The sequence below is a fragment of the Cyclobacterium sp. L-R genome (genome assembly GCF_056859355.1).
Map to the genome: position 1 here is coordinate 1 of NZ_JBSXOH010000068.1, position 21,676 is coordinate 21,676.

Here is a 21,676-nt window from a genome sequence, read left to right on the forward strand (position 1 = left end):
ACTATTCCTTGGCAAGTTGCTCCTCAGCAGAGCTTGCCTCCGCTTTATCGTGGTACTGTAAGTTAAATGAAACTTCTTAGAAATTAAAACACTTACTATATTTGAAAAACAAAAGTGTCAACCATTTTCAGGACGAGACATACATAATACGGGTTAAAGGTCCTTTTCTGCTACTAAATTGGTCTATTTTAGGATAAAGGACCTGCTATTTAATCAGTTGGAATCCTCCTTTAGTGAGAAATAGAGTACCTTCCTTCGGAGCTGTTTCAAAAACAATTGCTGCCATTTCATCGTCCTGATTAGAGATCGTAACCTCCTTTTTTTCAAAGTAATACATGTCGCCCTCTTTTTTTGCCAATGAAAGCACATAATTGTGCTCATGCGAATTGATTAAAGCGGCAGTGGGTAAAGCTGCCTGCCTGGTTTTTTGAATTTCAATTTGAGCTTCTACATACATACCAGGAACAAGATTTAGGGCATTTTTTTCATCTTTTAAATGGGCATGAACATTCAATACCCTGTTTTCATTGATAGAAGGGGCAAGCAAGAATATTTCTGCCTCAAATTTTTGAGTAGGGTTATCAGGAAGGTAAAAGGTGACCGATTGTCCTTTTTTGAGGGAACTGGCATTTTGTTCAAAAATATTCAATTCAATGTGCATGTGCGCTGTACTCATGATCGTCAATGCAATATCTGTAGGATCTAGAAAAGTTCCTTGATTTACTTTAATAGACTCTATGAATCCAGAAATAGGGGCTTTGATCGTTACCTTTGAAGTGATTTTGGATGGGGTTAGGTTTTTGATCGGAATGTCAAGCATTTCCAGCTTTTTCCTTAATGATTCAGCTTTGGCTAGTGTACTGTTGTATTCCGACTCCGATTTGGTAAAGGACTTTTGAGAAGTAATATTTTCATCACTTAGCAACTTCTGTCTTTCAAGGTCCGAAGTAAGAAAGTCAAGTTGGCTCTTGGCATCCAGATAATCTTCCTGCATCTGCACAAAAGTTGGATTTTCGAGTACAAACAGGGTTTGGCCTTTTACGACTTTTTGCCCTTTCAATAGGTCAAATTGTATTATTTTACCTCCAAAATAAGCACTTACCTCAAACCTACCCTCAGGTGGAATATCAATAAGTCCATTGGCTAGGACTACATCGCTGAAGTCATGTTCACTCAATGGAGCCAATTCCATATGGGCATTTTCATATTGGGCCTGAGAGAGAACAATATCGGAAGGCCCTATTTCTTCATTAGGGGTTGATTCCATTTCAGTGTTTTGGTTTCCGCAAGAAAACAGGATTACCGAAACGCAGTAAAAGGTCAAGCTTTTATACAGGGTATTCATTATTTAAGGATTTGTTAGGTAATTGATTTCCAAGACGGTCATGTTGTATTGTTGTAGATTATTTAAATAATCCAAGGTAATGGATCGTGAATTTTCCAAGAGAACAACAAATTGGAAAAAGTCGATTTCACCATTTTGGAAGGATTGGTTTCCTTGTTCCAGCATTTGCTGACTGAGCCGCTTGCCTTCCTGATTGTAAAAAGAAATGGCCTCTTGATAGATTTTCAGCTCAATTTCTAGTTGCTCCCTTTTTTTCTCCATTTGGTAAGTGTAATTGTTCAATTCAAATTTTGCCTGGGACAGTTCATATTTACTGGCACTAATCTTGGCCTTTTGGGCCCCAAACCAGAGGGGAACCGAAATTCCAACCATTACTCCGGGATATACCCGCGCATTTAGGCCACTATTTGTTCCTCTATAAACCTCCGCATGTAAATCAGGTAACAACTTACTTTTCTCTAACGAGAGGCTATTTTTTCTGAATCCTACGGCTTGTTCAAAATACGCTACTCCAGGGTGATGAGGCCAATCCGATGCAACTATTGACAATGGAGTAAGTTTTTGCTCTGTAATGCGATAATCCTGTGACGACTGTATCAGTTGCCCCAGTTTGGAATAGGCTTGATTTTTTCTTTCCCGCGTTTGTGATAGAAATACTTCCAGTTCTCTTTTTTTACTTTTAGCAGTAAGTTTTTCCAGGTAATTGGTCTCTCCAACTTCGAATTTTCTATCGGCAGCTTTGGAAAATTGCTGGTATAAACTATCTAAAAAAAAGTAATTGTTTGCCAATTCATCTAAATAAACAATGGTATAGTAGGTTTGCGACAGCTCTTTTTTTAGTTGATTTTGATTGACCAGATACTGTTGGTATTCCATCGCTCCCATGTCCATAAAAACACTTTTTTGTTTTCCATAGATGGTAGGGAAAAGCATACTTTGGCTTATGCCAAAAACCTTATTGGAAACTCCGTTTTCAGCAATATCGTTCTGGTCATGCCTGTAATAAATTTGCGTTTTGTCAATATTGAATCCAGCAGCGGATAGTGCTTTTGATGCAGCTACTTTCTCAGCTGCTGCCTTGAGTTTTCGGTTATTTTCCAATGCTAGTTCCATAGCTTCTTTTAAGTCGATTGACTTTTCTTGCCCGAAAACTACAGCAGGCAAAAGCAAGACCAGACAAATAAGAAGCAATAGTGGTCTATTAGGATGGTTCATTGCTTTCTTCTTTATTGGGATGAAACATGGTATAAAGTACAGGGAGGACAATAACAGTTAGCAGGGTGGCAGAGATCAGCCCTCCTATAACTACAGTTGCCAACGGTCGCTGTACTTCAGCTCCTGCGGAGGTAGATATGGCCATAGGTAAAAAGCCAAGGGCAGCAGCTGAAGCAGTCAGCAAAACGGGTCTAAGCCTTTCTTTTGTTCCTCGAATGACGAGTGACCTTAAACTTTCTCTGGACTGTAGTTTTAATTCTTTGAAATGCTCTATTAGGACAATGCCGTTCAAAACTGCAATACCAAAAAGGGCAATAAAGCCTACACCAGCAGAAATGCTAAAGGGCATGTCCCGAAAATAGAGCAACAATATGCCGCCAACTGTAGAAAAAGGAATGGCAGTATAGATCATTATGGCCTCTTTGATCGAGGAAAGGGCGAAGTACAGGAGCAGGAATATCAGAATTAAGGCAATAGGAACGGCTACAATAAGCCTGTATTTTGCCATGTTAAGGTTTTCAAATTGTCCTCCATACTCAATGAAATAGCCCTCTGGGAGGTCAATGTCCTTTTGAATAATGGTCTGAATATCGTTTACCACAGATTGCAAATCCCTGTTTCTGACGTTTACGCCTATTACCACTCTTCTCCGGGAGCCATCTCTTGATATTTTTGCCGGTCCTTTGTCTAGGTAGATTTTTGCAAATTCACTAAGGGGCAGAGAGCTTCCGTCGGGTAAATTGACAGAGGCCATTTTGATGTTTTCTAGGTTTTGTCGGTAGTTTTCTCCATACCTGACCACAAGGTCAAATTGCTTTTCCCCTTCAAATATTGTTCCGGCATTTTTTCCGGCAAAACCCATGGTCAGGATGTCATTTAGCTCATAGACATTTAACCCATATTTTGCAATTTTTACTCGGTCGTATTCCACTTTCATTTGGGGCAATCCTGCTGTTTTTTCTACCACTATATCAGCAGCCCCAGAAACGCCTGAGATGGCAGCGCCTATTTCCTGCGCTTTATCATTCAATATTCCCAGGTCTTCTCCAAAAACTTTGATGGCCAAATCTGCCCTAACACCTGTTATGAGCTCATTGAAACGCATTTCTATGGGTTGGGTGAATTCCAGGTCTAAGCCTGCGATTACCGCTAAAGAATCTTTAAAAGCTGCTGCCAGTTCATCCTTAGTCTCCACCGTAGTCCATTCATTTTTAGGTTTTAAGGTGATGATTACGTCACTTTCTTCCATGGACATTGGGTCTGTAGGGATCTCTGCGGCACCTATACGACTCACTACCTGATCCACTTCCGGAAATTTTAGCAATATCTTCTCCATTTCGGTGGTAATGGCTATTGTCTTGGTGAGTGTTGTACCCGTTTTTAATACCGGTTGGATCACAAAATCCCCCTCATCGAGCGTGGGGATAAATTCACCACCCATTCTAGAAAAGACCCAGAAAGTAGCTACCAAAATAGAAGTAGAAATACCCAATACTACTTTTCTATTGTCCATAGCCCAGGTAATTGCGGGATGGTAAATTTTGTTGATGGCGTTTAGTAGGCGGCTTGTAAAATTGGTTTTATTAGGATTTACAACTTTTAGAAACAAGGATGACATTACAGGAACATAGGTAAGTCCTAGAAGCATTGTTCCTATCAGGGCAAAACTAAATACTTGAGCCATCGGGCGAAACATTTTACCTTCTATGCCAGATAAAGATAAAATAGGGATAAAAACGATGATGATAATAATCTGACCAAATACGGCGCTATGCATCATTTTGGAAGCACTTTCAATGGCAATGCGATCCTTTTCTTTTTGGGAAACAGCTCCAGAATGACCTGCTAATTCACTGTATTTTTGAGTAAATTGGAATGCAATGTATTCTACAATTATCACGGCCCCATCAATAATAATCCCAAAATCCACGGCCCCGAGGCTCATTAAATTGGCATCCACACCAAAAACATACATCATGGATAAGGCAAAGAACAAGCTTAAAGGAATAACAGAAGAAACCACAAGCCCTGACCGAAAATTTCCCAGCAGTAAAACCACCACAAAAATAACAATCAAACATCCTAAAATCAGGTTTTCAGCAATGGTAAAGGTGGTTTTAGCTATCAAATTGCTTCTGTCGAGGAAGCCGTTTACCACTATCCCATCAGGTAGGGTTGATTCAATTTGAACTAGTTTTTGTTTGACCCGTTCAATCGTGGCTTTAGAATCAGCCCCTTTTAGCATCATCACTTGTCCAAGAACTTTTTCCCCTTGTCCATTGGCAGTGATGGCTCCGAAGCGATTGGCGTGACCAAACCTTACTTCTGCCACATCTCTTATATAAACTGGATGACCATCTCTGCTCTTTACTATGATCAGTCTGATTTCTTCAAGTGATTTGGTCTGTCCTTCCGCTCTAATAAAATAGGATTCATTGGTCTTTTCTATGTAGCCTCCCCCCGCTATGGCGTTGTTTTCTTGCAAGGCTTTAAATATCTCTGCAAGGTCTATGTTCATTGCTTTCAACCGCTCAGGGTTTACCGCCACTTCATATTGCTTTAAGTAACCACCCCAGGTGTTGACTTCCACGACACCACTTATACCGGAAAGTTGCCTTTTTACGACCCAATCCTGAATGGTTCGAAGTTCAGTTAATGAATATTGCTTTTCAAATCCAGGTTTAACATCAACGGTATACTGAAAAATTTCACCCAAGCCAGTAGAAATCGGCCCCATAAATGGCTTGCCAAAATCTGATGGGATGTTTTGCTCCGCCGACTTAATTTTTTCTGCGATCAATTGCCGTGGAAGGTAGGTGCCCATATTGTCATCAAAGACAATGGTTACTACAGACAGCCCAAACTTTGATATGGAACGGATTTCCTGAACCCCAGGGAGGTTAACCATCTCCAGTTCTATAGGGTAGGTCAGGTATTTTTCAACATCTTCTGTGGAGAGGTTTCTTGAAGTGGTGATAACCTGCACCTGATTATTGGTCACATCAGGCACTGCACCTATGGGTATTTGGGTCAGGGAGAAGCTGCCAAATCCGATTAGTCCCAAAATAAAAATAAATACTAGAAGCTTATTTCCTACGCTCCATCTTATAATTTTATCTAACATGTTATTAATTGTTCCTGCGAAGTCTTATTTTTAATGGAAAGTTCAGAAATGAAATTTTCTTCAGATTTGTTGAAGTAAAAATAATATAGAAAGGCTTTAAGGTTGCTTAAGGCTTTCTTAAGAACTCCTTAAGATTGTTGTAGGGAGGGAGGGAACAGGAGTGAAAAAGTTGAGCCTTCTCCTTTTTTACTTTGGGTAAGAAGGCCAATTTTATAAAAATCACAAAGTTTTTTCACGATAGAAAGCCCTAAGCCTGCACCATTTACCCGGCCTAGTTCATGGCTTTCTCCTCGAAAAAATGGTTGATGAATTTTTGTGAGTTCCTCTTCAGAAATCCCTATACCCAAATCTATAATGTGTAAGAAAACGCCCTCCATACCCTTTTCAAGAATCAATTTTATATCCCGATCTTCCGAGGAATATTTTAGTGCATTCTGAATGAGATTCTCAATGATGATGGCCAAAGATTTTTCGTTGGCTTTGATATAAAGATTTTTATTAGACCTGACTTCCAACTGTATGGCACGGGTTGGGTTTTGTTCCCTGGCGGAAGCCAAGAGATCCTTTATGAGAAAATTTAAATCTACTTCATCTCCATCAGAAGGGCTTTTCTGGAGTCTTGCTAGTGTCAATAATTGATCTAATATTGCATTTAATTTATCTATGAGAACAATGCCATCTTTTATTTTTTCGACATATTCTTCCGGTGGTCTTGGTTTCCGGATTAATACTTCAAAATTCCCTTTTAAAATCGCCAATGGAGTTCTTAATTCATGGGAAGCATCAGAAGTGAATTGCTTTTCCCTTAGGACTCCTTTTTCTAGCCGCTCTAAAAGGTGGTTGATAGATACGGATAGACTGTTGATTTCATCTTTGTACTTGGAGGAAGGTAGCCTTTCATTCAAGTTGTCCTTAGTGATTATTTCGGCTTTTTGAGTGATATCGATAATAGGCTGTATACTTCTTGAAGCAAGCCTTCTCAGGGTTAGGAAAAGGAACAACAATACTACAGGGTAAAGTATAAAAAGAATGGTGCTTAGATTTGAAAGTAAAAGCTTCGAATCCTCAAATGAGGTTGCAAGCAAAAGGTAGCCTGAAAACTCATTATTGGTAAACAATTCCACCTGCATTTGCCTTATCTCTTGTCCATTTAGGGAAAGGTTAAAACCTTGGCTCTCTGAAGTAGTGCCGGGTTTGAAATTCAGGTTATTGGTACCCAGATTGGGTGATTTGTCCATGGACTTCCCCTCCTTATCGACTATTTCAATAAAAATGGGATTGAAATTAATTTCATTGTGTTCTTCCTCTTCCCATTCTCCCTTATGCGCAAATTTTATTTGTCCATTTACAATTTTTATTTGATCGCCATGTTTATTCGTTTCATTTTCAAGGTTATTGTCTACATTATTTAAAACAGTAGATTTTACCACCATATAGATAAGGATAAATGAAATCAATATCATCAGGGCAGAGGCCATGGTTAATTTGAACGATATCCTGTTTTTGTAAGTCCTGTTCATTCTTCCTTGGCCATGTATCCTACGCCTCTTATGGTTTGGATGTAATTGTTGTCTTTACTTAAGCCGAGCTTTTTTCTCAATGAATTAATAAATACATCGATCACGCCGGTATCATAGTCAAAGTGGATGTCCCATACACTTTCTATGATTCTGCTTCTTCTGCAAACTTTGTTTTTATGCCGAAGTAGGTATTCTAAAAGTGCAAATTCCTTTTGAGTTAAAACCACTTCCTTTCCATTGGATTCTACCCGGTGATTTTCAGTGTATAAGCTAATAGGCCCTAAAGTAAAACACAGTTGATCAACAGATTGCGGTCTCAATTGCACCCTGATTCGAGCAAGTAATTCTTCAAAATTAAATGGTTTTCGGATATAATCATTCGCTCCGGTTTGTAAGGCGAATATGGCTTCATCTGAGGTGTCTTTGGCTGTGATGAACAAAATAGGGGTTACTGGAAATTCTTTCCTGAATTGTCGGGTAACTTCAATACCACTCAATCCTGGTACCATCCAATCCACCAAAAGAATGTCATAATACCCCTCCAATGCCATTTCCAGTCCGATTTTTCCATTGTCGGCTATATCCACAGCATAGGCTTCTTCTTCCAGTCCTTGTTTCAAAAAGCCTGAAATTCCCGGTTCGTCTTCAATTATTAAAATCCTCATCTCAAAACGCTTTTAAGAATTCAAGTGCTAGTTTTTAGCCCACTCATTGTTGGAGGTTGCACCAAGGTTTCTTATAAAGCAAATTAACAGTTTCTTTCTTAAGATTTGCTTAAAGACTTATTAATATAGTCTAAAACTTAAAAATAGGATTTGCGAAATAATATTTAATTAGGAGTTAATTTACGAAGATTTACACCGATAATAATTGAATTTATGGCCTTACTTATTTTTTGATTATCCTAAACCGTTTAAAAGCTTCGCCATTATTCACAATTAAAATATACAGGCCAGGTTTAATTTCGCTGGTGTCAAATGTTGATTCCAGTACCTCTTTTTTCTCGATCAAAACGGTTCCTGTAGGAGCGATAAGGGTTAAATTTATTGGTTTTTGAGAAGAGCTTTTTACCGTCAATAGGTCATTTATAGGATTTGGAAATAGGGTTATGGAGTTTTCCAATCCATCAACCATAGATACATCGCTTTCTGAATTTTCAGGTGTGATAGATATCCTGTCTGCATCTGATAGGGTTCTTAAAGCTTCAGCATTTGCTTCAGGTGTGACCGTCATCGAGATCGTTTGGTCAAGTAAGCAACATGTGCCATTGTCTCCCCCGTTGGCTACTATAAGTTGATCTCCTATAATTTTCGCTGAAGGAGCGAGCAACCTTGCGGGTAGCTGGCAAAGCTCAGACCAAGAATCAGTAATTGGATCGTACTCCGTTATATCGTCGAATATAAAGCTCCCTCTTCGGCCACCTACAATTATTATTTTATTGTTGTGGACGATAGTTCCCGGTTCGAAGTGAGAACGATCAGATCTTAAATCATTTTTTTCGGTCCAGCTGTTGGTTTGTGGATCATAAGCATGCAAGAATGCTTGATCATCTACTCCGGCATCATGGCCAAACTGACCTCCAATCGCATATAGGATTCCATTTACCGCAGCAGCTCCCAGGTGGTTTCTAGGTTCAGGGAGAGGGGCCAAGGTTTTCCAACCTCCTTCTTGTTCATTGACATCAAAGACAAAATGATCCCCAACATCGGTTATTCTATCTGGAAGTAATCCTCCAAAATAATGTATCTTACCCTCACTATAAGCGGCCCCACCTGAGGCTCTGGGAAGGGGAAGTGAAGGCCCAGTAGACCATGTGTCTGTAGAGGTATTGTAAATTTGAACAAGATCGGTTGACTTGCCGGGATGATCCCCCGCAAAACCTCCTAATATCCATATTTCATCGCCTACTGCTACTGCTCCCATATGGGTAACAGGAATCGGCATTGGTGCTCCGTAGGACCAAGTATTGCTTGATGGATCGTATATTTCAGTCACGGAGGTAACATCAAGATTCTCCACAAAACCTCCAAGGACGTATAATTTGTCGTTTATGGTAACACTTTGTGACTCAGTTTTGCTTAAACTAGATGGGCTTAAATTATTCCATGAACATGCCGTAGGATCAAATGTCAATTCACCATCACCGAAAACTTCTATAGCCGAAACTTTAGCCTGATTTCGGGTGGAATTAAATGTGATGTCGAGAGATTGGTCTGTAACCTTTGTGCTAAAAGTCTCTATCACAGCAGTCATAGGGCTTACCACTGAATTAATGTCGTAACTATCTAAAACTTTTTCTCCCTCAATGATCACATCAAATATCCTTTTACCGGTACCTCCCTGTCCACCATTTGTGGCTCCAAAATAAATTTCAGCGAAATGTAAATTGATAAGGTAATTTCCGTTTGTAACGGGAATATTGTAAGTAAATGATGCCAAGTTTGAAGTGACCCTACGTTCCGAGATATACAAGTCATCCTGAACAGTACCATAAATTTTATCCTTTAGGAAATCCTCTGAAGATTCGCTTCCTTTTCCTTCAAAAAATTCATCAGCCATGTATAGGGAATCTCCAAAGATAACCGTTGGACCACCACTATTAATTCTTACAACAGGGGCAAATTCATTTTCATCTATCGGATCGTCCTCCTGTAAAATTGTAAAGTTTATACTTAAAGCTTCTCCGGAAACATTGCTGCCATTGTCTCCAGCATAGGCTGTTGCAACTATAGTGTTGTTTCCTAAATCAGGGTTCCATGCTTCATAATCATCTCCACTAATCCCTCCTATGGTATACAGAGGTGAATTAACCAGTTTATAAGATGGGTTTGCTTGATAACCAAAAATTACGCTTTCAGTATTTTGACTCACATCTGCCCTGATATTTAGATTGGCTGTCCCTATATTGTCTAAGTAAAAAATATCTCCCTCCTTAATTTCGCCAATGTCTTCATCAGTATCAGCATTCACTAAAATAAGTGCATTTACAGAAGGGCTTATTTGGGTTGCTGTATCCAATACTGTGATAATGCATTGGTCTGAAATATCCCCATTGCTTAAACTGGTCGCAGTAACAACGATTTCCCCAGGGGATAATGCAGTCAACACTCCACTTGAGTGATCTATACCAACTGCATCACTAGCGGTGAAAGCAACTGTTTTATTGCTTGTATTGGAAGGGAAGAATTCCAGATCCAAATCAATGACATCACCCACATATAAAGTTTCAGTAGGGCAATTGATAAAATTTAGGCTTTCGATGATGACTTCATCAGGTTCTGATAAGAGGCTTCCCTCTCCAAAAATTTCAATTGCAGAAAGTTTTGGTTGATCCAGGGATGCACTAAATGTTATGTCTATTGATTGGTCGGTTACAGAAGTAGAAAAGGTCTTTATCAGAGCAGTCATAGCTGGTACTTCTGCATTGATATCAAAATTAGAAAGGATGGGATTGCCTTCAAGTGTTACGTCAAATATTCTTTTTCCTGATCCCCCGGGACCTCCACCTGTTGCTCCCCAATAGATTTCAGCAAAGTGTAAGTTAATTTCATATTCACCATTAGTTACAGGAATATTATAAGTGAATGATTGTTTACTTGCGTTTGTACTACGTTCTGATTTGTAAATTTCATCTTGAGTAGTATTCGCTATTTCCGAGAGACTATTTTTTATATAAGGTTTTCCATTTCCTGAAAAATATTCGTCGGCTATAAAAATTGAACTGCCAAAAGATACTTCAGGACCACCGCTATTGATTCGAACTACAGCTGGGTAGACCACCTCCTCTACCTCTTCTTCTATAAATTCAAAATTTATGGTCAGAGAAGGCCCTGCGAACTCAGAACCATTGTCTCCTGAATAGGCTGTGGCACCAAGGATGTTTTGCCCTAGTTCAGGAATCCAGGGATTATAGTCGTTACTATTGTCTCCTCCGATGGCGTATACAGGATAGTTCTCTGTTCTATAATTTGTATTTCCTTGGTAGTCAAAAATTACACTTTCTGTTCCTTCATCTACCTCAGCTCTAATGTTGAGGTTTGAAGTTCCTATCTCTTTTAAATTGAATACATCATTATCTTCTATGATAGCTATATCCTGATCCGTATCAGCATTGACTAAAATAAGGGCATTTACAGAAGGTCCTTTTTGGATTGCTGTATCCAGCACAGTGATCATGCATTGAGCTGAAATATCCCCATTGCTTAAACTGGTCGCAGTAACAAGGATTTCTCCAGGAGATAATGCCGTTAACACTCCACTTAAATAATCAATATTAACGGCATCACTAGCAGTAAAAGCTACTGTTTTATTGCTTGTATTGGAAGGGAAGAATTCCAGATCCAAATCAATCACATCACCCACATATAAAGTTTCAGTAGGGCAATTGATAAAGTTTAGGCTTTCGATGATGACTTCATCAGGTGCTGATAAGAGGCTTCCCTCTCCAAAAATTTCAATTGCAGAAAGTTTTGGTTGATCCAGGGATGCACTAAATGTTATGTCTATTGATTGGTCGGTTACAGAAGTAGAAAAGGTCTTTATCAAAGCAGTCATTGCTGGTACTTCCGCATTGATATCAAAATTAGAAAGGATGGGATTGCCTTCAAGTGTTACATCAAATATTCTTTTTCCTGATCCCCCGGGACCTCCACCTGTTGCTCCCCAATAGATTTCAGCAAAGTGTAAGTTAATTTCATATTCACCATTAGTTACAGGAATATTATAAGTAAATGATTGTTTACTTGCGTTTGTACTACGTTCTGATTTGTAAATTTCATCTTGAGTAGTATTGGCTATTTCTGATAGACTATTTTTAATATAAGGTTTTCCATTTCCTGAAAAATAATTGTCGGCTATAAAAATTGAACTACCAAAAGATACTTCAGAACCACCGCTATTGATTCGAACTACAGCTGGGTAGTCTACCTCCTCTTCTTTTACTTCTTCTTCTATAATTTCAAAATTTATGGTCAGAGATGGCCCTGCGAGCTCCGAACCATTGTCCCCTGAATAGGCTGTGACACTAAGGGTGTTTTGCCCTAGTTCAGCAATCCATGGATTATAGTCGTTACTATTGTCTCCTCCGATCGCATAGACAGGATGATTCTCTGTTCTATAATTTATATTTCCTTGGTAGTCAAAAATTACACTTTCTGTTCCTTCATCTACCTCAGCTCTAATGTTGAGGTTTGAAGTTCCTATCTCTTTTAAATTGAATACATCATTATCCTTTATGATAGCTATATCCTGGTCCGTATCGGCATTGATTAAAACCAAGGCGGTGACAGCAGGACCTACTAGGGAAGGAGAGGGGCTTTTATCACCAATTTTGACAGTATAACCCATTAAAATTATTCCTACTAAACAAATCAATATAACCCTGCTAACCATCAAAAATTCTTTGCTTACCATAATTTTAATTTTTCTGAGTTAATTGAGTTGGCTTTTTTATATGCTACCCTGAAAAAGAAAAAGTATTTCAAATTTGAGATGTACCACCTTCCAAATTTCCCAAAACAAGGTTTTATTTTAGAAATTTTCTTTTCCTAGCCAAGCAGAGTATGATTTATATTCAAGTTAAACTGACTAACGGTTATTAGGATGTGCTAATGTAAAATTTGGTCTGTGTTCCAAAAATATGTATTTGAAATGCATTTATACAAACATATAAAGGTATGTTTGGAAAGTCAAATATTTCAACACTTTAAATTCTAACAATTAATGGTTTATATAGGATAAAAGTATTAAGTACTATAAAAATACAATGGTTTATACTTTTTAATTCTTTAACCTATCAATTTTCAAAATTGTGAACGACGAAGGATTTGGTCAATCCCATAAATTTTTCTTTGGTTAACTTACTGGAAGGAAACAGTTCCTTCATATCTTTTTCTGACAGTAAAAGAATTTCATCGAGGTACTGTTGCGCTTCGTTTGAAGACCATTTTTTAAACCTGCTAAATTTAGTTTTTGTCAGGATATAAAATCTGATGCTTTTTGGAATAAACTGGAAATAAGGCAGTAAATAATGCGGTTCGATTATAAAATATTTATTGGGCGTTTGCACATAATGATATTTGCCAACTCTCATTATTTCATATGCCATTTTTAGCTGTTGATCAGAGTTGTACAGGTGTTCAATAACAGAATTGGAAAAAGCAATATCGAAAGAATTATCGGAATATGCGGACAAATTTATGGCGTTCCCTTTTACTGAGATCAAGTTTTTATGCTTTGTTTTACTGGACTCAAGGTTGAGAATTGTAATGTGAATATCTGACCTGTCGGTTAAGCCAGCATTTATCCAAAACTCCTCATAACCCCCAATATCCAAAATCTTTATAGGTTTGGGAATGCGATCTAATTGGTATTTAAAGAAAATCATTCTTTTCTGACGGAATTGATTTCCTAAAGAGTTGGTATTAGAAGAGGTCCCAAAAGCCCAAGCGATAAAATTCTCCATTTTAATATATAATTAAAACGTATGCTTTTTAATCTCTATCCCTTTATAGAAAGAAATGCAAACTATATTTCTTTCTGAATCAGTTTCATAGATAGAATTTTATAGGTAGGCTAAATCTAAATTAATAATTTTTATAGTTGCAATCCCTTTATGCCCACATACGCTACACTGTAATATAACAAAATTGAGGCCATAATTTATAAATGTTTTATAAGTAGGAGTATTGGATTGTTCTTAAAAAAATATCTCATATCAATCTATTGATTGTCTATTAGAAAATGAAATCTAAAAAATGCTAGTTAAGGCAAAAATAAAGGGTAGGACTTATGTCTATGTGCAAGTTTAGCTCATATTGCTAAACTTGCACACAAACTGAGGTCAAAAGCAACAAAGCTTTTAATTTACGTATTTGGGTATTGATTACCATGAGGCGAATGATCAATTTCTTACTTGACCATTGCCTCTAATTACCCACTTATAAGAGGTCATTTCTACTAAGCCCATTGGTCCTCTAGCATGAAGTTTTTGTGTACTAATACCTATTTCTGCACCTAAACCAAACTGCGCTCCATCTGTAAATGCTGTGGAGGCATTGGCATATACGGCTGCGGCATCCACAGCTCTCAGAAAATGGTCTATTGTTTTCTCATTTTCTGCGATGATTGCTTCACTGTGTTTGCTACTGTATTTGGCGATGTGTTCCAAGGCTTCGGTTATGTCTTCCACTACTTTAAGGGACATTGTCATGGAAAGAAATTCTGTACCAAAATGTTCTTCGGAAGCATGCTTAAGCAGGTTTTTAGGGTATTTTCCTTCTAACTCCTTATGGGCTTTTTCATCTGCATAGATTACTACCTCTTTCTTTGCAAGTGGCAAGGTCATTGCTTCCAAATCACCGATTCGGCTTTGGTGTACCAATAAACAGTCCAGTGCATTGCATACACTTACCCTTCTTGTTTTGGCATTCAGTAATATTTCAGTGCCTTTTTGAAGGTCTGCTGATTGATCAAAGTAAGTATGGACTATACCTGCCCCTGTTTCTATAACAGGAACTTTGGAGTTTTCTCTAACATAATCGATAAGCCCTTGGCTTCCTCGTGGAATGATCATGTCCACAAAACCTACCGCTTGTAGCAAGGCTTTGGTAGCCTCTCTTCCTGCAGGTAGAAGGCTTACAATATCCGTAGAGATATTGTTTTTCTTCAATACTTTGTGAATAACATTCAAAATGCATGAGTTGGAAGCATAGGCATCCGAACCTCCTTTAAGTATTAAGGCATTACCTGTTTTAAGACAAAGGCTAAAAACATCAAATGTTACATTTGGTCTGGACTCGTATATAATGCCTATTACACCAATAGGTACCCTTATTTTTTTCAATTCTAATCCATTGGCCAGGGTTCTTTCAGAAATTAGATCTCCAAGAGGAGTGTCTAGCTTGGCCACATTGATAAGGTCACTAGCGATCCCTTCCAACCTTTCTTCAGTCAACTTAAGGCGGTCATATTTTGGATCATTGGGATTCATTCGATCCAAGTCTTCCTGATTGGCATCAAGAATTTCTGGAGTGTATTTTATGGCAGCCATCGCCAAATCATCTAAAATTTTGTTGATTTTATCTTCCGATAGAAGAGAGAGGCTTTTGCTTGCTTCCAGTGTTTTTATAAAGGTGTTTTCCTGGTTGTCCATTAGAAATATTTTTTATACCAACAGGTATCAGTTTAATTCAGAAATATAAAGGTAATCATAATGTACCAATGGCTTTTGACCACTGAGGCCAATTTTTTCATGAGCCGTATTTGCATTGTATTCAGCTCTTCCTAGTCCAAGCCTTGTTCCTTCTGGATCTACAATTCGAATGATATCTCCTTTGAGAAAATTCCCTTTGATTGAGAGAATACCTACAGGCAATAAACTTGTGATTTTATCCGATAACAATGCTTTTTGAGCACCCTCATTGATGGTAACTTCTCCTTTAGAGTAGTTGTCACTGTGAGCGATCCATTTTTTATGGTTATCCTTAGATTTACCCGGTTCAAAATAAGTGCATTTTAGTTCCTTATTAAAGTATGCGATTAGCACCTCATCCTTCTTTCCATTGGCAATCGCAACTTCAATTCCAAGGTTAGCGGATTTTTTTGCCATGGTCATTTTTGTGAGCATTCCACCACGTCCGAAGGAGGATTTATGGGTGGAGATATATTGACTTAAATCCGGCATTTTCTGTCCTACAAAAGTGATCAACTCAGAGGAAGGATCTGAAGGGTGGCCTTTGTATATGCCATCTACATTGGTAAGTAAAATCAGGCTATCAGCATCAATCATTGCGGCCACCAGTCCTGCCAACTCATCATTATCGGTAAACATTAGTTCTGTTACAGCAACGGCATCATTTTCATTAATGACCGGTACCACATTGTTTTTCAATAAGCCATCCAGACAATTTTTCATGTTGAGGTAATGCGTCCTGTCCCGAAAATCTTCCTTGGTTACCATTAATTGTGCGATAGGATGTCCATGTTTAGAGAACAATTCTTTGTAGCGGCGGATCAGTTCAATCTGACCGATAGAAGCCCAAACTTGTTTTTTAGATATGGCATCAGTCTTAGGAATAAGGGGCAGAGATTTTCTCCCAAAAGCTACCGCCCCTGAAGTTACCAATACCACTTTCAACCCTTTCCCTAAAAGAAAGACCATTTGATCAACCAGTTTTGCCATTCTGATTAGGTCTGGACTACCATCTTCCATGGTTAGTACATTGGAGCCTATCTTGATGACGATGGTGTTGGTTTTATGGTTCATTTTCTTTTAGAATTAGGTAATAAATGCAAAATTAGAAAGATTCATTAAATAGACTAACTATGAAAATTCATTTATCGAAGTTGGTCAGGGGTATTTAAGGATTTATTGATTACTTTGTACAATTAATAACAATTATTTAGCCTGGTTTTTGCAATTGATTTTTCAATGTAAAAGATGGGCTTTTGGCTATATCGAGTTTAAAGTTAAAAATTATATCACATTTGGGAGAGTTAATTATCGCATTTAGTAATTGGATCTGGGGTACACCCTTATTGCTTCTTTTGATGGGCGGAGGGTTTTTCATGTTGGTTTATTCTGGTTTTATTCCTTTTAGAGGATTAAGGCATGCGATGAAAGTCGTGGGAGGGAAATACGATGATCCAAATGCAAAGGGGGACATTACCTCATTACAGGCTTTATCTTCAGCAATTGCGGCTACTGTTGGTCTGGGAAATATAAGTGGAGTAGCATTGGCCATAGGTACAGGTGGACCTGGCGCTATTTTTTGGATGTGGATATCTGCATTTGTGGGCATGGCTACAAAATTCTTCACTTGTACTTTAGCAATCATGTATAGGGGTAAAGATTCCTCTGGACATGTTCAGGGGGGACCAATGTATGTAATTGAAGAAGGTATGGGTAAAAAATGGCGCTTTCTTTCCATTATTTTTTGTGTTGCCGGTATTATGGGTTTATTGGCCATCTTCCAAGCCAACCAGTTGACAGAAGTGTTACGTGTGGTAATGTTGCGGCCTATGGGGTTAGATCATGGGCAGTCTACCCGTTGGATTATTGGCATTACCATGATGCTATTGGTAGCGATAGTTATACTTGGAGGGATTCAAAGAATAGCAAAAGTAGCTTCAAGGCTTGTTCCTTTTATGGTGACCATGTATTTCTTGGGTGTATTTGTTATATTGTATAAGAATATGGGTGAAATCCCAGAAATGTTGTGGTTTATTATTGAAGATGCCTTCACAGGCAAAGCCGTTTTAGGAGGGGCTGTAGGACAAGTGATTATTACAGGTGCCCGTAGAGCGGCGTTTTCAAATGAGGCAGGTATCGGGACAGCACCGATGGTTCATGGTGCATCAAAAACCAGTGAGCCAGTAAGAGAAGGGTTGATCGCTATGCTGGGGCCGTTTATAGATACCATTGTGGTTTGTACCCTTACTGCTTTGGTGATCATGGTCACGGGTGTTTGGAAAACAGGGGAGCAAGATGGTGTTTTACTTACTTTGTCTGCTTTTGAAAAAGGATTACCAGGAATAGGTAAGTATATTTTGGTGGTAGCAGTGCTCGTGTTTGCGCTATCTACCATGTTCACCTATTCCTATTATGGTCATAAATGTTTTAATTATTTATTTGGGGCAGATAAAGCGAATTATTATAATTATTTCTATTTGATCACTATCGTTGTAGGGGCCGTTACTTCCCTTAGTGTGGTGATGAGTTTTGTGGATGGCATGTATGCCATCATGGCATTCCCGACAATGATCTCTGCTATTTATCTTTCGCCAAAGGTCATAGCAGCGACAAAAGACTATTTTAGAAGAATGAAAACCCAGGACAATCAATGAATTGGTTAATAGCACCTAATGCATTTAAAGGAAGCATTGAAGCTGATGAGGCCGCAAAAATCATCCAAAACCTGATACAGGCAGAGGATAAAGGGAGCGTTGTAAAGACTGCCCCTATAGCCGATGGGGGTGATGGAACCTGTTATCTGCTAATTCAGCATTTAGGTTTGATGAAGTTTCACGAACAGGTATGTGACCCTATAGGGAGAGCTAGGGATGGGTTTTTTGGATATGATCCAATTTCGGAAACAGCCTATCTAGATGTTTCTACAGTTTCAGGTGTCAAATGGCTTGCATCAGATGAGTTGAATCCTTGGGTAAGTAGTACTTATGGAACTGGTGAATTAATAAAAGAAGCCATTTCAAAGGGGGCTAAAAACATTGTATTGGGATTGGGAGGTAGTGCTACAGTAGACATGGGGATTGGAATATTGGCTGCATTAGGTATAATCTTCCTTGATGAGAAAGGTGATGAATTGGCCCCATTTAGTCCTTACTTCCTGCAAAAGATTGCCCATATAAGATTTAATGGCAATCTCCCTTCAATTTCGTTTACTTGCTTGTGTGATGTGAGCAATCCTTTTTTTGGGGACAATGGAGCTATTCCTGTTTTTGGTCCTCAGAAGGGCTTGAAAGCAGATGACCAAAAATTGTTTGTAGATGCCTCCAAAAAAGTTTATGAGCTATTTGAGAAAGCGAGTAAAAAAACAATTGATGATCAGCCTAGTTTTGGTGCTGCGGGCGGTATTGCGCTAGGGTTAAGTGCCTTTTTTCCGACAGAAATAGCCCAAGGGGCGCATTTTTTCTTTGAGAAAATAGAGATGGAAAAAATGATTGATTCAGCAGATTTGATTGTAACTGGAGAGGGGAGGTATGACAGCCAATCTGCCCATGGTAAAGGAAGTTTTGAGCTACTGCAACTGGCACACAAAAAAGGCAAAAAAATATGGTTAATTACTTCAGGTGATGAAGCTGATGAAGCTGGTTTTGATGAAGTAATTAAGTTGCCAGACCTGGATTTTAACTTGTCAAATATTCAAGAAAGGGCTAAGGGAAACCTGAAACAGGCTGTGTTTAATAAGTTAAATGAGAAAGATTTTTAAATAAATTTATATATATAGAAAAAACTATTATATACAGGTTAAATTGTTATTTACACCTATATATAGGGCTTATTTAGTTTTTTCTTAAAGTGTAGATAGGATTCCATTAATAAAAATACAAGTGCAACAGATTTTTTATTATTACCTTTGCCGTACTCATTAAGAGTGATTTTTATTTTAACTTTTTTTTTTATATTATGAAAAACAACAGCTTATTACTGATCTTGGGATTAGTGGTGTCCCTTACTGCCTGTGATCCAAATGATGAACTAGTTAATTCAGGAACCAAAGAGGGCTATCTTGGTATGGAGCTTCCATCCGGTTTTGATTTTTCCACTACCAAAAAAGTCACATTTAACTTATCGGCAACAAACCGTGACGACAACCCTATTCCCTTTGTCGTTTATAAAATTTATGACAATAACCCCCTAAAAGGTGGAGAGTTATTGCAAACAGTCCGGCTAAATGAGCAAGGGACTGCCACCACCTTTATAGACATTCCGGGTTATCTGGAAGAGTTATGGGTTCGTTCCGATTATATTGGGGTAGAGCCGGTAGCTATAATCCCTTTGACGGGTACTCAAGCTACTTATGCATACTCCGCAGCAAACCCAAGCATATTACCAGATGAATATTATGAAAGTGAGGAGGGGAATACCAATGCCAGAATAGCATCAACCAATGAGGATTTCCTTACCCTAGGTTCATGGAATAGTCAAGGTAAACCAAATTACTTATTAACTCCAGACAAAATCACCACCCAGCTCCTTAAGAATATCAATACAAGCCTTCCCGAGCAATCAGACGTAAGAAAGCACAATCCAAAAGTTTTGGAAGATAAGTATGAACGTGAATTGTTTGTAAGTGAAGATGCTGAAGTTTGGGTTACCTATGTGCATACAGGTGGGTCCTATAGGAATTCGATTGGTTACTATTATTATAAAAAAGGGGAAGCGCCAAAAACTGCAGCTGATATCAAAAATAAAACGATCATTTTCCCCAATGCTCAGGCAGGAATATTAAGTTCTGGCGATAAAGTGAAGTTGAATGGGCCAAAGGACGGTGCCTTTGAAAAGGATACTTATATCGGTTGGTTTTTGATTTCTAATGGTTGGCAAAGAAATAATGTATCTAATGGGAATGGTATTTTTTATGCGGATAAAGATTTAAATACAGACAATAAAAATACAGCTGTAAGAGACCAAATGGCATTTTTATACGATGCTACAGCACGAGTACTTTTACTGTCTTGGGAAGATATTCGTAGGGATTATCGAGATTGTGATCATGATTTTAATGATGTGTTGTTTTATGCTTCATGGAACCCTATCACAAGTGTGGATGTATCTGACTACGTTCCTATTGATACCAGTGAAAAGGACAATGACAAAGATGGTGTGGCGGACAATGAAGATGCTTATCCTGAAGATGCTGAAAGGGCCTTCAATAATTATTCTCCAGGACCCAATACCTTTGGGACCTTGTTGTTTGAAGATCTTTGGCCAAGCTTTGGTGATTACGACATGAATGATTTGGTAATCGACTACAATGTCAATGAAATATCAAATGCAAAAAACCACATAAAGGAGATTCAGCTGACTACAGTGGTTCGTGCCACTGGAGCGGGATACCGAAATGGTTTTGGTATTCAACTACCTGTTTCTGCAGATCAGGTATTGAGTGTAGAAGGTAACAGATTGAAAACAGGTAAAATCAAAACCCTATCAAATGGGGTAGAGCAAGCGCAGAATTTAGCAACTGTAATCATTATTGATGATGTCAATGATAAGTTACCTTTTCTCGCCAATGTATCAACGGATAACCCTCATCAGGAGGAAGATACCATTCGGGTCAAAATAGTGTTCGAAGAAGCCATTCAGAAGGCTGATTTGGGTACTGCCCCTTATAATCCATTTATGATTATTAATCAGGAAAGAGGTAGGGAAGTCCACCTGATGAACAAACAACCTACCGATTTGATGGATAAGGATTTGTTTAAAACTGGAGATGATATTAGTTCTACAATGGATGGTAAGTATTTCCTAAGTGAAAAAGGATTTAACTGGGCACTTCATATCCCAAAAAGTATTCCTTACACACAGGAAAAGGTGGATTTCACAAAGGCCTACAGCAGGTTTTCTGATTGGGCAAAATCTGGAGGAAGATCTTATTTAGATTGGTACTTAGATACGGATGGTCAATTAAACTCTTCTGTTATTTATAAAAAATAATTGCAATAACTATTAATAAGAATCCCTACCGTTGTTTTGGAGGGGTTCTTATTTTTTATTTGAAATAGGCAAAAGACTTACTTTTATGCATTGTAGGTGTATTGAAATTAAATTTTTAATTTCTGTTTATGGGTTTTTCATAGCGTGTTATTCATGATTTACCAAAAGAATTAATTTCCAATGATAGCAGCAACTATCAATTAACTCTTTCAAATTATAAACCGGCTAAAGGCAAACTTTATTTCTAGATGCAGCATATAAATTGCTTCAAATAATCGATCTCATATAAGTTA

General features: G+C 38.2%; 12 protein-coding genes. 3 read left to right on the forward strand and 9 right to left on the reverse strand.

Going from position 1 to position 21,676, the window contains the following annotated elements; all coding sequences use genetic code 11:
• Window positions 1-205 precede the first annotated feature (205 nt).
• From AC13EX_RS10625 to proB, 9 genes are all read right to left on the reverse strand, one after another.
• Entirely contained in the window at window positions 206-1,267 is a 1,062-nt protein-coding gene (locus AC13EX_RS10625; RefSeq protein ID WP_482892663.1) for an efflux RND transporter periplasmic adaptor subunit, read from the reverse strand.
• Window positions 1,268-1,348: 81 nt separating this feature from the next.
• A complete protein-coding gene (locus AC13EX_RS10630) occupies window positions 1,349-2,560 on the reverse strand; it encodes a TolC family protein (RefSeq protein ID WP_482892664.1) in 1,212 nt (403 codons plus the stop codon).
• Window positions 2,547-5,684 (reverse strand): efflux RND transporter permease subunit, encoded by a 3,138-nt coding sequence (locus tag AC13EX_RS10635; protein ID WP_482892665.1) that lies wholly within the window; start codon window positions 5,682-5,684, stop codon window positions 2,547-2,549. The genes AC13EX_RS10630 and AC13EX_RS10635 overlap by 14 nt, the downstream gene beginning before the upstream one ends.
• Window positions 5,685-5,812: 128 nt before the next feature.
• Complete coding sequence (locus AC13EX_RS10640; RefSeq protein ID WP_482892666.1) at window positions 5,813-7,162, reverse strand: sensor histidine kinase; 1,350 nt, start codon at window positions 7,160-7,162, stop codon at window positions 5,813-5,815.
• Window positions 7,163-7,200: 38 nt separating this feature from the next.
• A complete protein-coding gene (locus AC13EX_RS10645; RefSeq protein WP_482892667.1) occupies window positions 7,201-7,869 on the reverse strand; it encodes a response regulator transcription factor in 669 nt (222 codons plus the stop codon).
• A gap of 223 nt (window positions 7,870-8,092) precedes the next feature.
• Window positions 8,093-12,616, reverse strand: a complete 4,524-nt coding sequence (locus AC13EX_RS10650; protein ID WP_482892668.1) for a malectin domain-containing carbohydrate-binding protein — start codon at window positions 12,614-12,616, stop codon at window positions 8,093-8,095.
• Window positions 12,617-12,998: 382 nt separating this feature from the next.
• Window positions 12,999-13,667: a methyltransferase domain-containing protein gene (locus AC13EX_RS10655; RefSeq protein ID WP_482892669.1), complete on the reverse strand. Its 669-nt coding sequence runs from the start codon at window positions 13,665-13,667 to the stop codon at window positions 12,999-13,001.
• A gap of 438 nt (window positions 13,668-14,105) precedes the next feature.
• Window positions 14,106-15,356, reverse strand: coding sequence for a glutamate-5-semialdehyde dehydrogenase (locus AC13EX_RS10660; RefSeq protein WP_482892670.1), 1,251 nt, complete (start codon window positions 15,354-15,356; stop codon window positions 14,106-14,108).
• A 27-nt stretch (window positions 15,357-15,383) separates the two neighbouring features.
• Complete coding sequence (gene proB / locus AC13EX_RS10665) at window positions 15,384-16,469, reverse strand: glutamate 5-kinase (protein ID WP_339712064.1); 1,086 nt, start codon at window positions 16,467-16,469, stop codon at window positions 15,384-15,386.
• Between the two features lie 221 nt (window positions 16,470-16,690).
• On the opposite strand from proB, the gene AC13EX_RS10670 reads away from it, so the two are divergent.
• The 3 genes from AC13EX_RS10670 (at window position 16,691) to AC13EX_RS10680 (ending at window position 21,383) form a co-directional block, all read left to right on the forward strand.
• Window positions 16,691-18,049 carry an alanine/glycine:cation symporter family protein gene (locus AC13EX_RS10670; protein ID WP_482892671.1) on the forward strand — a complete coding sequence of 453 codons (1,359 nt, stop codon included), beginning with the start codon at window positions 16,691-16,693 and terminating at the stop codon, window positions 18,047-18,049.
• Window positions 18,046-19,152 carry a glycerate kinase gene (locus AC13EX_RS10675; RefSeq protein ID WP_482892672.1) on the forward strand — a complete coding sequence of 369 codons (1,107 nt, stop codon included), beginning with the start codon at window positions 18,046-18,048 and terminating at the stop codon, window positions 19,150-19,152. Before AC13EX_RS10670 ends, AC13EX_RS10675 begins: the two co-directional genes overlap by 4 nt.
• Before the next feature lie 197 nt (window positions 19,153-19,349).
• A complete protein-coding gene (locus AC13EX_RS10680) occupies window positions 19,350-21,383 on the forward strand; it encodes an LruC domain-containing protein (RefSeq protein WP_482892673.1) in 2,034 nt (677 codons plus the stop codon).
• Window positions 21,384-21,676 lie beyond the last annotated feature (293 nt).